The following is a 14,115-nucleotide window of genomic DNA, read 5'->3' on the forward strand; positions in this document are numbered from 1 at the left end:
GCAGGCTCGGGACTGTGAAACCGTTGCTCCTGCTGCTTGCTCTGGCCCTGCCCGTGGTGGCCACCACCATTTCCGTGGTGCCGATCCACGAGCCGCTGAGCATGCACGGGACGGACGTGGACGAAGGCATCACCGAGACCGGGGAGGCGCTCCAGGCGACGGTGACCGCCCGCCCGATGGCGCTCTCCGGCGCATTTCCCGAGGCGCTGGTGGAAGCCATCCGCACTCCTCACAAGTTCCCGACGAACAGTCCGAACTACAAGGTGGACGAGGTGAACCTGCTGGTCCTGTGCAACGTGGGGATCACCGCGGAGGGGAAGGACGACGGCCTGCATGTGGCCCTGAATGTTTCCCATCTGGCGGTGCCGGAAGGGGTGGATCTCACCGCGCGGCAGGTGTTGAAGCTGGCTCTGGTGGCGATTCACAAGACCTTGGAGGACTACCAAGGGCCGCAGATGGCGCCTCTTCACGTGCATGTTGCCATCGAAGGCGTGAGCGATGACACGGCCTCGCTGAAGGATCTGGAGACGACCTACAAGCTGGAGGGCGAGTGAACCGCCTTTTGCCTTTCCAAAAGTAGCTGCTGCCTGCTTGGATCGCGCAACGCCAGCCATCGAATGAGTTCGTCCCCACCCCGCTACAAGAGAGCCATCCTTAAACTCAGCGGGGAAGCCCTCCGAGAACCCGGCAGCACCGATAACATCTCACCGGAGATCGTCGAACGGATCGCGCGAGAGGTGCGCGAGGCCTTGGCTCCCGGCGACTTGCAGTTAGGGATCGTGGTCGGCGGCGGGAACTTCTGGCGCGGTGCCTCTGCCAGTGCCCGCGGCATGGACCGTGCGACGGCCGACTATGTGGGCATGCTTGCCACGGTGATGAACTCGCTGGCGCTCCAGGGCTCGATGGAACATCACGGTGTGACCTGCGTGGTCCAGTCGGCGATCGAGATGAAGAACGTCGCCGAGACCTTCATCCGCCGGAAAGCCGAGCGACATCTCAACGACGGCCGGGTGGTGATTTTCGCCGCCGGCACCGGAAGCCCGTTCTTCTCCACCGACACCACCGCCGCGCTCCGTGCCAGCGAGATGAGTGCGGATGTCGTTTTCAAGGCGACCATGGTGGACGGTGTCTACGATTCCGATCCGAAGAAGAATCCGGACGCGAAGAAGTTCTCCCGTGTTTCCTTCCATGACTGCATTTCGAAGCAGTTCAAGGTGATGGACGCCACCGCCTTCAGCCTGTGCATGGACAACCACATCCCGATCGTGATTTTCGATCTCGGCAAAGAGGGCAACATCACCCGTGCGCTGCGCGGGGAATCGATCGGCACCATCGTCGATGGCGAGGAAACCGTGCTCGCCTGACTTTCTAACAAATCCTTCCCGCAATGGATCCGGAAACCGCTATTCTTGAGACTGAAGAGGCCATGGAAAAGGCCGTGGAGTACCTGCACCACGAGTTCGCCACGGTCCGCACCGGCAAGGCCTCGCCCAGCCTGGTCGAAAACATCGATGTCCATGTGCACAGCTACGGCAGCACGATGAAGCTCAAACAGCTCGCGATGATCACCGCACCGGAAGCGCGGTTGCTGGAGGTGAAGGTATTCGATCCGGCGACGACTCAGGACGTGGAGCGGGCGATTCGCGAGTCGCGCCTGGGCCTGAATCCGGCGGCGGCTGGTATTTCACTGCGCATTCCGATTCCCGAGCTTTCCGAGGAGCGGCGTATCCAGATGGTGAAGCTGATCAAGCAGATCGCCGAGGAGGGGAAGGTCCGCGTCCGCAGTGCTCGCAAGGAGGGCATGGATGCCGCGAAGAAGATGAAGGCTGACAATTTGCTGACCGAGGACGGCCAGAAGGATCACGAGGCCGAGGTGCAGAAGCTGACCGACAAGTATGTGAAGATTGTCGACGAGCTGGTGGTGGCGAAGGAGAAGGAAGTGATGAAGGTCTGATGGGGCGTTGAGGGGTGTGGGCGTTCCGTCCACACCGCGTCGACGAAACGTCGACACCCCTTATGGTCCGGCTACGCGCGGGCGAAGAGCTTTCCGAAGTGCGGCACGAAGGCGTCCGCGAAGTCCGCAACGCTTACCGGCTTGCGGGCTTCTTGTTGAACGCTGCTCATGATCACGCCGTCGATGCCGCAGGGCGTGATGGCGAAGAAGGGTAGCAGCGATTCCGGTGTGATGTTGATCGCGAAGCCGTGCATGGAGATCCACTTGCGCACGCCGACGCCGATGGAGGCTAGCTTGCGGTTCTCTACCCAGACGCCGGTGAGGCCCTCGCGACGGCCAGCGGGGATGCCGAAGTCGCGGCAGGTGAGAATGAGGGCTTCCTCGATGCCGCGGAGGTGGGCGTGGAGGTCGCGATTGCGTTCGCGCAGGTCGAGGATGGGGTAGCCGACGAGTTGGCCGGGGCCGTGATAGGTGGCTTGGCCGCCGCGGTTGGTTTCGACGACGGGGGCGGGAAGCATTGCGGTGTCCCGTAGGGAGGACTGATCGCGGAGGCGGCCGATGGTGTAGACGGGTGCGTGCTCTAACAGGAAGAGGGTTTCCTCGCCGGTGGCGTTGAGGAGAGCGTCGACGGCGGCGTCCTGTTGTTTGAGGCCGTCTTCGTAGGTGATGTTGGTGCCTAGATGGACGGTTTTCATACCTGACGTCGTTCGAGCATTTTGGCCTTCAGGGGGTCGGATGCCTGGAGATGGGCGAGGCCGATTGCGAGGGCGTCGGCGGCGTCGTGGGGAGGGGTTTCAGAAAGGCCTAACAGAGCGCGGACCATGAAGGCGACTTGCTGCTTGTCGGCCTTCCCTTTACCGGTGACGGCCATCTTCACCTTCATCGGCGCGTATTCGTATACGCTCAGGCCCGCATCAGCGGCTGCGATGAGTGCGGCGGCGCGGGCGGCACCCATGGAGATGGCGGTGCGGTGGGACTGCACGTAGATGATGCCTTCCACCGCGACTTCGTCGGGCTGGTACTTTTCGATGACGTTCCGCAGGTGGGTGCGGACTGCTGCGAGTGCGGCAGACTGGGGGAGGCGATCGGGAATCGAGATCACGTCGAAGGCCAGGGCGTGGGCCTTGTGCCCGTCGCCTTCAACGACGGCGTAGCCGGTGTTTCGCACTGCGGGGTCGATGGCGAGGACGCGCATGATCGTGAGCAATTATCGAGGTTCTCCCTTAACGTTCAGAGCTTCTCGACAAGGTCCTTACCGCATTGCCCTGCGAGCGCGAGGAGAGGGCCATGATTCCTTGGAAGATAGCGATCAATCCGAAAGCGATTGCTGCTCCAGCAGCTTCTTCAGCTTTGGCAGGAACCTCAAAAAACAGCCAGAGCATGACTCCCGCCGCGATGAAGAAGACCACTGCCAAGCCAGCACAGAGCCGGGTCTTTACCCGCAGTCGCTGCTCCCAAGCGTCCAGCTGCTTTTGCAGGGCCTCCGAACTTGCGAGAGCTTCGTCGAGATCCTGCTTCCCAGTCTGGCTCATGGCGGATGCTACCTCCGCTTCTTCTTGCCGCCCATCGGCTTCTTGCGGATGGGCTTGGACGGAGAATCGTCGAGTAGCGCGGTGTAGATGTAGTCGAAGCCTTCCAGCTTCTGGCGCTTGATCTTCTGATCGATGAAGACCTCGACCGACTTCGCATACTCCAGTTCGTCCGCAGTGAGGATGGTGAAGGCGTCGCCTTCGGCTTCAGCGCGGCCGGTACGGCCGATGCGGTGGACGTAGTCCTCGGCGTTTTCCGGGACGCGGTAGTTGATGACGTGGGAGACGCCGGAGATGTCGATGCCGCGAGCGGCCACGTCGGTGGCGACGAGCACTTCAAATTCGCCGCTCTTGAAGCCGGCGAGGGCTTTCATGCGGTCGACCTGGCCGATGTCCGAGTGCATGGCGGCGACCTTCTCGTGACCCTCACGTTTGCAAAGGGCACAGACTTGGTCGGCCTCCTTGCGAGTGCGGGTGAAGATCATCACCGAGTGGTAATCGGTCTTGTCGAGCAGCGCGATCAGCAGATCGTCCCGCTGGTCCATCGAGACCGGATAGAAAGCGTGGGTGACGGTGGAAGCGACCGCACGGCGGGCGATTTCCACGCTGACCGGATTGATGAGACACCACTGGGCGAAGGTCTGGATGGCCGCTGGCATGGTGGCCGAGAAGAAGAGGGTCTGACGGCCTTCCCACGGGCAGAGATTCACGATCTTGCGAACCTGCGGGAGGAAGCCCATGTCGAGCATGCGGTCGACTTCATCGAGGATGAGGATCTTGACCTCGTTGAAGCGCATGGTGGCGCGGTAGAAATGGTCGACCAGGCGTCCCGGGGTCGCGACGACGATGTCGGCACCGGTTTGCAGGGCCTTGAGCTGATCACCGAAGCCGACGCCGCCGAAGAGCAGGGCGACCTTCAGGCCGGTGTGCTTGCCGTATTTCTCAAATTGCTCGGCAACCTGATGGGCCAGCTCGCGGGTGGGTTCCAGCACCAGGATCTGCGGCTTGCCGAGCGGCTTGATCTTGCTCAGCGCGGGCAGCGCGAAGGCCGCAGTCTTGCCCGTGCCGGTCTGCGAGGCTCCGATCACATCGCGCCCCTCCAGGATCAGCGGTATGGCCTGAGCCTGGATCTGAGTGGGGTTTTCGTAGCCCGACTCCGTAACGGCTTCGAGGACGGCGTCGGAGAGGCCTAATGTGTCAAATCCCATGTGTTCGGGGATTGCGTAGGGCTCAAGCCCCCCCCGGTCAAGGGACGAGTAACTTGTGAGAAAGAACTTACGTCGCGGCGGGGCCGGCGGGGGAATGGATCAGCAGGCACTCTTCCAGAAGTGGCTGAAGCTCCTGAAGCAGCGGGTGGCCTTGCACGAATTCGATCCGGTAGCGCGTTTCGACCCGCTTGAGCGCGAAATCGAGGTCGGCTTTCACGAGGTCATTCACGTCGCCGCGGATCACGGCCACCAGCAGGGAGAATTGACCGCAACGAACGAGGGTGCGGCGGCCGTCGCCGAGTTCGAAGCCGAGCATGAGTGCGCCGGTATCGTCACGGACCCGCAATGCGAGCTGGCGTGCGAACGAGCCGACCTTCCGCGGATGGGCATGGCGGACCGGATTCGAGCTGGCGTAGGAGATGAGCGAGAGCTTGTCGCGATCAAGCAGGTAGACTTCCTCGACGTGGAAGCGGCGGATCTTGTCGGAGACGACTTCGTCGTAGGTCCGGCTGGTGAAGAGCGCCTGCAGGCGCCACATGGAGCGGTGGCCGAAGCCGGGCTGCTGGAACGGGCCGCTCTGGTGCTCTGCCAAGGCGCGCCGGAAGGTGGAGCGCAGCATGGCTTCCAGCGAGGCATCGTCGCGGAAAGACTCACCGGTCATGGCGCTGGCTACCAGAGGGGCGATGGCGTCGCGCAGGTCCTCGTCGGTGTAGTCCTTCGGAGGGCTGGGCATCGGCGGCGTCTTCGGCGTCACCGGCATTTCGTCGGCGGTGAAGCGCGCGAAATTGCCGAGTTCGGGAAGCGGAGTCCGGTGCGGGGTTTCCGGCGGCAGATTGCCAGCCACCGGCAAGCTTTCGACAGAAAGGCCGGGTCGGGAAGAGTGGCCGGTGACGCCTTCGAGAGGGGCGGGCAGCGGGGGGATGGCGGTGGTCATCGCGCACCTCCCGGTTGGCCGGCTTGGAGCGCGGCGGCTTCGGCGATGGCCCGGGCGGCATTGGCCAATTGGAGGAAGGATTCCTGAAGGCGTGCTTGTTCGGCCCCTCCGCGCGCGGAGGTCTCGACGTTCGCCTTTACCCACTCGCGGGTCTTTTCCAGCTCGCCGCGCAGTTCCGAGATCAAGTGCTCCTCGCGCTGGTGGAGGTAGGTGCGGAAGCCTTGGTTCCAGTGGTCGAGCCACCGGGAGAAGCGCTGCTCGATTTCCACCTGGGCCTCGAGTCCGGAGTCGGCGCGGTTTCTTGCGGCAGCCTGGATCTGGCCGGCGAGGCGATGGGTCTCTTCCACGCGGCGCGCCTTTTCGGCGTCGATCTCATCGCGCAGTGCGGCGAACTTCTCGTCCTGCCGTTTTTCAAAGGAGGCCAGGCCGATTTCGAACACGTCTCCACCCGCCTGGGTCGGCAAGGGGCGCAGGTTCGCTTCCAAGCGGTCTAGGCGTCGTTCCACGCTTTCCATCTGTCGACCCACGAGTATTTCGCGGATCCGTTCGACCTGGCGTGACGGATTGGTATCAGGGGGGGCTGAGGGCATGGGGGGACTCGCTCCGTGGGGTGATCCGGTGGGGGTGCTCCGGACAGGAGAAAGCAATAAACAGCGCAAAAAGCTACGACACCGCGGGGACTTCTGTAAATGCCAAGATTGTTCCTTAAGTTTTCTTAACTATCTCCGACGATGAACAAAATTCCCTAGGGCGAAAAGGGCTGGCGAACTCGGTGAAAGACACCCTTGCGCCGGTATGGTAAGGGGAGGCCGATGTCCGACCAAGAATACGACAAGGAGCGCGATCAGGTGCTCGCCGCCGCCTACGAGAAGACTCGCAAGAGCCTGATCGCGCGGCTGGACAATTGGGAGGACCAGAAGACGTGGGACGAGTTCTACCAGACCTACTGGCGGCTGATTTACGCGGTGGCGATCAAGGCGGGGCTGCGTCCGGACGAGGCGCACGACTGCGTGCAGGAGACGGTTCTTTCCATCGCCAAGCAGTCGAAGAAGAAACTTTACGATCCCGAACAAGGTTCCTTCAAAACGTGGCTGATGAACATGACCCGCTGGCGGATCAACGACCAGTTCCGCAAGCGCAAGAAGGACACGGCGATGGCCGGCGGGGAATGGGAGGATGACCGCAAGACGGCCGTCATCGACCGCTTCGAAGACCCGAAGGGGGACATGCTGTCACGCCTTTGGGATGTAGAATGGAAAAAGAACGTCGCCGACGCCGCTTTAGCCCGTGTGAAAGCGCAGGTGTCGCCCAAACAGTACCAGATTTTCGACTGCTACGTCGTCCGTCAGTGGGACGCGAAGAAGGTCCAGGACCACCTCAACGTGAGCATGGCCCAAGTATACCTCGCGAAGCACCGCGTGGGGTCCGTCTTGAAAAAGGAACTCGCCCGACTCGAGGAGGATGCCGACGAGTAGGCCGCGCCCTGATCCGGTCATACCCGACCACGAGGTCCTGCGTAAAGTTGGCGGCGGGGCCTACGGAGAAGTCTGGCTCGCCCGCGGGGTGACCGGTGCCCTGCGCGCGGTGAAGGTCGTGTGGCGGGAGGACTTTGAGGACGAACGGAGCTTCGAGCGCGAGTTCGAGGGTATCCTGAAGTTCGAGCCGATTTCCCGCGATCATCCGGGGCTGGTGAATATTCTCCACGTCGGGCGCAGTGTCGATGGCGTCTCCTTCTACTACTACGTGATGGAGTTGGGAGACGACGTGCTCACGGGGCGCGAGATCAACCCCATTGAGTATGAGGCCCGGACGCTGCGCAGCGATGTGAAGCGCATCCCGGGCAAGCGGCTGGATACCGAATTCTGCGTGGATGTCGGCGTGCGTCTCGCCGAGGCGCTGCGGCACCTGCATGACAATGGCCTGGCGCATCGCGACGTGAAGCCGGCCAACGTCATCTTCGTGGGCGGCAAGGCGAAGCTGGCGGACATCGGGCTGGTCGCCACGCGTGGCCAGCGGACCTTTGTGGGCACCGAGGGATTCGTTCCGCCGGAAGGTCCGGGGTCGGCACAGGCGGATGTCTATAGTCTGGGCAAGGTTTTGTATGAGATCGCCAGCGGGAAGGACCGCATGGATTTCCCGGAACTGCCGGACGACATGCCGCCGAAGCTGGAGCGCAAGCGCTGGCTCGCGCTCAACCAGATCATCTGCGATGTCTGCGAGCCGCAGCTTTCCAAGCGCCGCGTTTCCTCTGCCGGTGATCTGGCGGATGCACTGAAGCGCCTGCAGGAAGGGAAGCGCCGCAAGCGGCGTCGACCGGTCGGAGCTTTCTTTGCCACTGTGATGACGGCTGCCGCGCTGGTGGTCGGCACGTGGGAGGTTTTCAAGGGCAGCCCGTGGATGAATTTCTCCGGCGAACTCGGCAGCCTGATTTCTTCGGGTGATCCCACGCCGCAGTCTTCCGGAGTAAACCTGCCGAAAGATCCGGTGCCTGCGCTCATCAAGGTGAACAGCCGACCCGAGGGGGCGATGGTCATCGACTCCAGCGGGGAAATCCTCGGCACCACGCCGACGGACTTGATCTCCGCCCGCGTCGGCGAGCAGGTGTCATTCCGTCTGGAGAAGGATGGCTTTGCCCCGGTGCCCTTGCAGGCAATCGTGCCGGCGTCGGCGGCGGAGGAGCCGCTTTTGTTAGAGGCGGAGCTGAAGGTCTTCTCGCCACCGCAGCCGAATGAACCGTGGACTGATCATCTCGGCCAGCGATACGGCCCGGTCGGTGAGGGGCATGAAAGCCGCCAGCCGGTCGGCCAGGAACAGTGGGAAGCGTATCGGGCGGAGAAGGAGCGCCCGGCCGATGCGGCTGAGTTCGTCGAGGTCGAGGAGGGGCAGATCAAGCGCAAGATCGCGGTGACCAGCGAGGGCGAGGCCAAGGAGTTTTGCTGGTGGCTTGCGTCCAAGAGCATCGGGGCGGGCTTGCTCACGGAGAACCATGAGGCGCTGCCGCTGATGGACCTCGCCTTTTCCAATCCCGGTCTCAGCGAGCGGGCAAAGAAGGAGAACCTGCGGCCCTTCCGCTGTCGCGTGCAGCCGATCGCCTTCGCGCGGATCGTGCTGACCACCGAGCCTGCCGGGGCGGAGGTGTTCATGAAGACTTCCGATCCGGCCTTCACCAACAACGTGGGTCGCACCAATGGCCAGCTTGCGATCGAGTCCCTGAAGCCCGGCGACAATGAGCTGCTGGTTTTGTTAGAAGGCTACAAGCCGCTGTCCCGCAAGGTGACACTCAAGCGTGGCGAGACGCTGGAGCTCCATCTCAAGCTCCAGCTGAACAACAGCGTGGTGATGGACAAGCCGTGGGAAAACGGGCTCGGGATGAAGTTCATCCCGCTGGGTCCCGACTTGATGGCTTCCATCTGGGAGACGCGGGTGAAGGACTACGATGCTTTTGTCCGCGCGCGGAATCTTCCGAGCCCATCCACCGACTTCCAGCAGGGCCCGGATCATCCGGTGGTGTTCGTTTCCCGCAAGGATGCGGAGGACTTCTGCGTGTGGCTGACCGAAGTGGAGCGCAAGCAGGAGCGCCTGACGCAGGTGCACGAGTATCGCCTGCCCACCGACTACGAGTGGAGCCTGATGGCGGATCTGAAGGAGCAGGTGGACATTTCCCCGGCGAAGCGCGACTCGCTTCGCGCGAAGGTTTTCCTGTGGGGAGTGGCGTGGCCGCCGCCGGGGCCGGCGATCGCGAATCTCGCGGATGCGAGCGCTTCCAAGGCCCGTGGCATCCCGGCGGAGCGCACGATCAAGAACTACGAGGACGGATATGAAAAGACCGCGCCGGTGGGTTCTTTTCCGCCGAACGCACTGGGCATCTACGATCTCTGCGGCAACGTCCACGAGTGGGTCTCGGACAACTACAGCCCGACGGTGGCCTCAGGCGTGCTGCGTGGCGGCGGCTGGAATACCTACCAGCCGCAGAACCTCTACATCGGCGCGCGGAATACCCAGCCGCCGGATTTCCGCGATAGCATCTACGGCTTCCGGGTGGTGCTTGCCAAAGTCCCGCCGCCACCGGAAAACACTCCTGCCGAAGACGGCACCGACTCCGATGGTTGAAATCAAGATCGATTACCAGGGCGACCTTCATTGCTCCGCCCTTCATGTTCCTTCCGGCACCGTCATCGAAACCGATGCGCCGGTGGACAACAATGGTCGCGGCGAATCGTTTGCACCGAGCGATCTCGTGGCCACTGGACTTGGTGTTTGCATGGCGACGGTCATGGGCATCGTCGCGAGACGGAAGGAGATCCCGATGGAAGGGCTGAAGGTGGCGGTGAGGAAATACATGACCACCGAAACGCCGCGGCGCATCGCGAAGCTGGAGGTGGATCTTGATATGCCGCTGCCGGCGGATCATCCGGAGCGGCGTTTGTTAGAGAGCACGGCGAACGGTTGTCCGGTGCACCACAGTTTGCACCCGGATATCGAGGTGGTGTTCAACTGGCGGTGGCAGTGACGTGCTTTTTGCCCGCCGGTCTGGTCCTAAGGCAGGCGTTTTCCAAGGCGCACGGAATCGAGTCGGGCGGCGTTTTGCACCGGGAGGTGAGATGTCTCGCCGGTTGACTTGAGTGATCTTCTTCCCTTTGTTCCGAGCGGCTCGCACCGGATGCCGCTCAACTCAAGATGAAGAGAACTCCTTCGCTTAACTCCGCTCTCGCAGTCGGGTTTATCATGCTGCTGGCCTTGGGCAGCGGGTATTACGCGAGAACCCAGTCGCGGCAGGGGATCGCATCGCCCGGGGCTGCTTCTGCCGCGATGGTTCCGGCTGCAAGGGAAGGAACGCAGGCGAGCGCCGCCCCTTCAACGAGTGCAGCGGGCGCGACGAAAGCCGGTGGCGAAATTCCCAGTGATCTGTGGGAGGCCTTGAGCGCGGCCCGGCGAAGCATCCGCCCGATGGAGGGGGATACGGAGCAGGCTTCCTACTATGCCCATCATCCGAAGCAGCGGTTGACGGTGCGTTTCAAGCCCCAAGGGATATCCATCCGACCCTCTGGAAGAGGTGACTGGAATCTGGCGATGACCAGCGCGTCCGCTGGCGAAGGGAGCATGATTTCGACCCACGGCACGCGTGCGGAGTACCGGCACCCGGATGGCTTGGTGGAATGGTTTGAGAACCGTGCCGAGGGAATCGAGCACGGCTTTACCGTGGCCCGGCCGCCGGGAGGAGCAAAGGAGGGGCTTTCCTTGACTGTGAAGCTTGCGGGTATGACGCCGGAAGCTGCCGGAGAAAGCAGCGATCTGCTGCTGCGATCTGCGGATGGGGTGGCGCGGCTTTGCTACTCGGGGCTCAAGGTGTGGGATGCCGAGGGCGATGCCTTGCCGGCCACCATGCAGGCCTCTGGAAGCGACATCCTCATTGCCGTGAATGACCACGGTGCCACTTACCCGGTGACCGTCGATCCGGTGATCACGACCTACCGGGAGAAGATCGAGATGGCAGAACCCGGGCTGGGGGATTCGCACAATCAATTCGGCAGGGCGCTCGCCTTCGATGGCGAGACCGCGTTGGTGGGGGTGCCGGAGGACAATACCCTGAGCGGTGAGCACTCGGGCAGCGTGTATGTATTCCGGCGGAATGGCGGGGCGTGGGTGCAGGAAGCCTGGCTCACCCCAAGCGACGACGGTGGGATTGGATATAAAACTTTCGGCGCGGCGGTGGTGCTTCAGGGAGATACCGCTTTCATCGGGGCTCCGGGATTTGTGGCGGGCGGGGATACCACGGCGATGCGGGGCGGCGTGCATGTCTTCACCCATACCGGCAGCACATGGACGCTGCGGACGGTGATCGCCGGGGCGGAGGGTACTGCGCGCGAGGACTTCGGTTGGTCTTTGGCTGTCTCTGGCACCACGCTATTGGTGGGTGCACCGGGGGATACCGCGTACTTTCCTTCCAATACCGATCTCCACGGCAGTGCCTTCGTGTTCGAGAAGTCGGGCGAGAGTTGGAATCAGACCGCGAAATTGATCGCGCCCGATGGCGCGGATCAGGACCTCTTCGGCGCGGCAGTGGCCTTGGATGGCGATCGGGCGATCGTGAGCGCGCCGGATGACGATGAAGGCGGCGGCATGATGGAAGGAAGTGTCCATGCTTTCACGAAGAGCGCTGGGAACTGGTCTCACGTGCAGATGATCCGGGCGACCGGTACGGGCTACAATGCGGCTTTCGGCTCTGCGATCGCGCTGGAGGGTGACACGCTGCTGGTGGGTGCTCCTCTCGCGGATGGGCCGGGCAGGGCTTATGAAGGCGGAGTCTTTGAATTTACGGCGAGCGGCGGAAGCTGGTCGATGAAAGGCCGGCTCAGCCCAGCGATGGATGGCGTCATTGGCTTCGGCCGGTCGGTCCTTCTTAATGGGGGGCAGGCGATCGTCGGGGCACCCGGTTGGGAACTTTACTCGCCGAGTCCAGCGGGCAGCGTTCACTTTTTCCAGAGGAGCGGGAATGCGTGGAGCGAGAGCGAGCCCTTGCTCGCGCCGAATGGGTACCAGGGCGACACCTTCGGTTTCCCGCTGGTCCTCGGCGGTCAGAACCTTCTGGTGGGCATGGGATCCGCAGGGTCTTACGCGAACTACACGATCAATGGCGCCGAGTGCGTCCACGTATTCTCGGGCAGCGGCGGCACGTGGCAGCCCGAAGCCGTGCTCCGACCCACGGACGGCGGCGATCAATCCTACCTCGGCACTGCCGTCGCGATCGATGGGGATCGCTGCGTGATCGGCCTGCCGTATGATGACAGCGGAGTGAACGACTACCGGGGAGGGAGCGCCTACATTCTCTCCCGGGAGTCCGGATCATGGACCTTGGAAAGCCGGCTTTCTGATCTGGGAGATCCGGGAGCCATCGAGTTCGGCCTGGCGGTGGCGATCGAGGGTGACCTGGTGGTCGTCGGGTCGGAGGAGGGGGCCTTTGCCTACCGCCACGATGGAGAGACGTGGGGCCTGGAGGAAAGCTTCACTCCCAGTGTCCGGGTCGCCGACGACAAGTTCGGCGCTGCGGTAGCCATCAGCCAAGGGCGGGTCGCGGTGGGCGCACCCTTCATCCACTACCGGTCGTTCAGCAGCGATGGGAAGGTATTCGTTTTCGCCCGGAACGGGGAATCGGAGTGGCAGCAGATCGCGCTGTTAGAGGCGAATGAGACTTACCCTTCTTATCCGCCTTATCGCAGCGGCGATTCCTTCGGCCATGCACTCGACTTTGATGGCGACCGGCTGTTGATCGGGGCGCCGAGCCGCTACGCGACCAGCAACCAGGGAAGGGCGTTTCTTTTCGTCGAGAAGAACGGGGCTTGGGAGAAAGAGGCGAGGGTGCTTGGGGCGGAAGACGAGCATTCCGATCGCTTCGGGGCAGCCGTGGCCTTGGATGGCGATGGGATGTTGATCGGTGCGCCCCGTGATGAGCGGGCTTATTTTTTCCGCCACGAGGGGAGCGAGTGGGCGCTCCAGCAAACGCTAACGAGCCCGGAGGCTGGATTTGAAAGCCGTTTCGGCAGTGCGGTCGCGTTGGAGGGAAAGCTGGCGGTGGTGGGTGCGCCGCAGTTCTTTGCCGAGTATAACAATTCCGCGCCGATCGTGCCTGGGTCGGTCCATCTCTTCGAGATGGAAGATGGCTCGTGGAGCGAGCAAATCACCCTGCATGGCGACGTTTCCACGGGTGATGCCTTCGGCTTCTCGATGGCGATGGATGGGAATAGCCTCCTCGTCGGCGCACCGTGGGATGATTTCCTTTCGTCTCCTACGACGGGTAATATCTCGCCCGACCAGGGAAGTGCGTATTTCTTCGAAATCGGGTCAGGAATCCCGGTGCTTCTCCGACACTTCGATGGCGATGACGATGGCGCGCTTTCCCTGGACGAGTGGAGTGCGATCTATCCGGCGCTGGTGAAGAGAGAGACTGCCTTCCCGGTGATCGATGCAGACGAGTCGGGTATGCTGGACGAAGCGGAGCTGCGTGCCGCGAGGAACATGAAGGCGGTCGCGAAGACCCTGGGGCTTTGGGCGGACCGAGCCGAGGCGTTCATTGAACTCGATACGGACCAAGATGGGATCGTGACGAGGTCCGAGATCGCCGCGATGTGGTTGCCGGGTGCCAGTGCCAAGAGCATCGACTCAGCCTGGAAGCGTCTTGAAGTGCCTGAGGGCTTTGACTTCACCTCGTGGATTCAGGCGCGGACCCTTCCTTCCTTATCCTCCTTTGAGAAAGGGAAGGATCTCCGCAAGGAACGGCGCGTTCTCTTCCGCATGCTTGATGGCGATCAGGATGGAGTGGTAAGCCGAGACGAGTTTTCAAACCTTTTCCCGTTCAGCACTCGTTCCAAGACGATCGAAACCGCGTGGCGCGTTGCCACTGGTACGACGAAGAAGGAAACGCCCCCGGATTCAATGACGAGACTGGAGTTCATCGAGTCGACGAAGGTGCCGACGCCTCACTGGGAGTGAAGG

The 14,115-nt window shown here is 62.5% G+C and carries 13 protein-coding genes; 7 read left to right on the forward strand and 6 right to left on the reverse strand.

All coding sequences use genetic code 11. The features are described from left to right. Positions 1–14: 14 nt before the first annotated feature. The 3 genes from WKV53_RS06040 (at position 15) to frr (ending at position 1,954) form a co-directional block, all read left to right on the forward strand. A complete protein-coding gene (locus tag WKV53_RS06040; protein ID WP_341403460.1) occupies positions 15–554 on the forward strand; it encodes a hypothetical protein in 540 nt (179 codons plus the stop codon). Positions 555–617: 63 nt separating this feature from the next. Continuing rightward, positions 618–1,364, forward strand: a complete 747-nt coding sequence (gene pyrH, locus WKV53_RS06045; RefSeq protein WP_341403461.1) for a UMP kinase — start codon at positions 618–620, stop codon at positions 1,362–1,364. A gap of 23 nt (positions 1,365–1,387) precedes the next feature. Beyond that, positions 1,388–1,954, forward strand: coding sequence for a ribosome recycling factor (frr, locus tag WKV53_RS06050; protein ID WP_341403462.1), 567 nt, complete (start codon positions 1,388–1,390; stop codon positions 1,952–1,954). 71 nt (positions 1,955–2,025) lie between these two features. Here frr and lipB read toward each other — a convergent pair whose 3' ends face one another. The 6 genes from lipB to WKV53_RS06080 all read right to left on the reverse strand — a co-directional run bounded on the left by lipB (position 2,026) and on the right by WKV53_RS06080 (position 6,215). Next, positions 2,026–2,649, reverse strand: a complete 624-nt coding sequence (lipB, locus tag WKV53_RS06055) for a lipoyl(octanoyl) transferase LipB (protein ID WP_341403463.1) — start codon at positions 2,647–2,649, stop codon at positions 2,026–2,028. Continuing rightward, complete coding sequence (ruvC, locus tag WKV53_RS06060; RefSeq protein WP_341403464.1) at positions 2,646–3,149, reverse strand: crossover junction endodeoxyribonuclease RuvC; 504 nt, start codon at positions 3,147–3,149, stop codon at positions 2,646–2,648. The genes lipB and ruvC overlap by 4 nt, the downstream gene beginning before the upstream one ends. A 28-nt stretch (positions 3,150–3,177) precedes the next feature. Beyond that, positions 3,178–3,486, reverse strand: a complete 309-nt coding sequence (locus tag WKV53_RS06065) for a hypothetical protein (protein WP_341403465.1) — start codon at positions 3,484–3,486, stop codon at positions 3,178–3,180. An 8-nt stretch (positions 3,487–3,494) separates the two neighbouring features. Beyond that, on the reverse strand, positions 3,495–4,691 hold the full coding sequence (locus WKV53_RS06070) for a DEAD/DEAH box helicase (protein ID WP_341403466.1): 1,197 nt from the start codon (positions 4,689–4,691) through the stop codon (positions 3,495–3,497). 67 nt (positions 4,692–4,758) lie between these two features. Further along, positions 4,759–5,625: a hypothetical protein gene (locus WKV53_RS06075; RefSeq protein ID WP_341403467.1), complete on the reverse strand. Its 867-nt coding sequence runs from the start codon at positions 5,623–5,625 to the stop codon at positions 4,759–4,761. Next, positions 5,622–6,215, reverse strand: a complete 594-nt coding sequence (locus tag WKV53_RS06080) for a hypothetical protein (RefSeq protein WP_341403468.1) — start codon at positions 6,213–6,215, stop codon at positions 5,622–5,624. Before WKV53_RS06080 ends, WKV53_RS06075 begins: the two co-directional genes overlap by 4 nt. A gap of 222 nt (positions 6,216–6,437) precedes the next feature. Between WKV53_RS06080 and WKV53_RS06085 the strand changes: the two genes are divergently transcribed. From WKV53_RS06085 to WKV53_RS06100, 4 genes are all read left to right on the forward strand, one after another. Next, positions 6,438–7,100: a sigma-70 family RNA polymerase sigma factor gene (locus tag WKV53_RS06085; RefSeq protein ID WP_341403469.1), complete on the forward strand. Its 663-nt coding sequence runs from the start codon at positions 6,438–6,440 to the stop codon at positions 7,098–7,100. Then, a complete protein-coding gene (locus tag WKV53_RS06090; RefSeq protein ID WP_341403470.1) occupies positions 7,087–9,735 on the forward strand; it encodes an SUMF1/EgtB/PvdO family nonheme iron enzyme in 2,649 nt (882 codons plus the stop codon). Before WKV53_RS06085 ends, WKV53_RS06090 begins: the two co-directional genes overlap by 14 nt. Next, positions 9,728–10,135, forward strand: coding sequence for an OsmC family protein (locus tag WKV53_RS06095; RefSeq protein ID WP_341403471.1), 408 nt, complete (start codon positions 9,728–9,730; stop codon positions 10,133–10,135). Before WKV53_RS06090 ends, WKV53_RS06095 begins: the two co-directional genes overlap by 8 nt. Positions 10,136–10,572: 437 nt before the next feature. Then, positions 10,573–14,112 (forward strand): EF-hand domain-containing protein, encoded by a 3,540-nt coding sequence (locus WKV53_RS06100; RefSeq protein ID WP_341403472.1) that lies wholly within the window; start codon positions 10,573–10,575, stop codon positions 14,110–14,112. Positions 14,113–14,115: the final 3 nt, after the last annotated feature.

It is taken from the genome of Luteolibacter sp. Y139 (genome assembly GCF_038066715.1).
GTDB classification, from domain to species: Bacteria; Verrucomicrobiota; Verrucomicrobiia; order Verrucomicrobiales; family Akkermansiaceae; genus Haloferula; species Haloferula soli.

What these genes read in the sequence shown, in the direction of transcription:
- pyrH (WP_341403461.1), top strand. Translation starts at nt 618, where the DNA reads ATGAGTTCGTCCCCACCCCGCTACAAGAGAGCCATCCTTAAACTCAGC.
- frr (WP_341403462.1), top strand. Translation starts at nt 1,388, where the DNA reads ATGGATCCGGAAACCGCTATTCTTGAGACTGAAGAGGCCATGGAAAAG.
- lipB (WP_341403463.1), bottom strand. Translation starts at nt 2,649, where the DNA reads ATGAAAACCGTCCATCTAGGCACCAACATCACCTACGAAGACGGCCTC.
- ruvC (WP_341403464.1), bottom strand. Translation starts at nt 3,149, where the DNA reads ATGCGCGTCCTCGCCATCGACCCCGCAGTGCGAAACACCGGCTACGCC.
- WKV53_RS06065 (WP_341403465.1), bottom strand. Translation starts at nt 3,486, where the DNA reads ATGAGCCAGACTGGGAAGCAGGATCTCGACGAAGCTCTCGCAAGTTCG.
- WKV53_RS06070 (WP_341403466.1), bottom strand. Translation starts at nt 4,691, where the DNA reads ATGGGATTTGACACATTAGGCCTCTCCGACGCCGTCCTCGAAGCCGTT.
- WKV53_RS06075 (WP_341403467.1), bottom strand. Translation starts at nt 5,625, where the DNA reads ATGACCACCGCCATCCCCCCGCTGCCCGCCCCTCTCGAAGGCGTCACC.
- WKV53_RS06080 (WP_341403468.1), bottom strand. Translation starts at nt 6,215, where the DNA reads ATGCCCTCAGCCCCCCCTGATACCAATCCGTCACGCCAGGTCGAACGG.
- WKV53_RS06085 (WP_341403469.1), top strand. Translation starts at nt 6,438, where the DNA reads ATGTCCGACCAAGAATACGACAAGGAGCGCGATCAGGTGCTCGCCGCC.
- WKV53_RS06090 (WP_341403470.1), top strand. Translation starts at nt 7,087, where the DNA reads ATGCCGACGAGTAGGCCGCGCCCTGATCCGGTCATACCCGACCACGAG.
- WKV53_RS06095 (WP_341403471.1), top strand. Translation starts at nt 9,728, where the DNA reads ATGGTTGAAATCAAGATCGATTACCAGGGCGACCTTCATTGCTCCGCC.
- WKV53_RS06100 (WP_341403472.1), top strand. Translation starts at nt 10,573, where the DNA reads ATGGAGGGGGATACGGAGCAGGCTTCCTACTATGCCCATCATCCGAAG.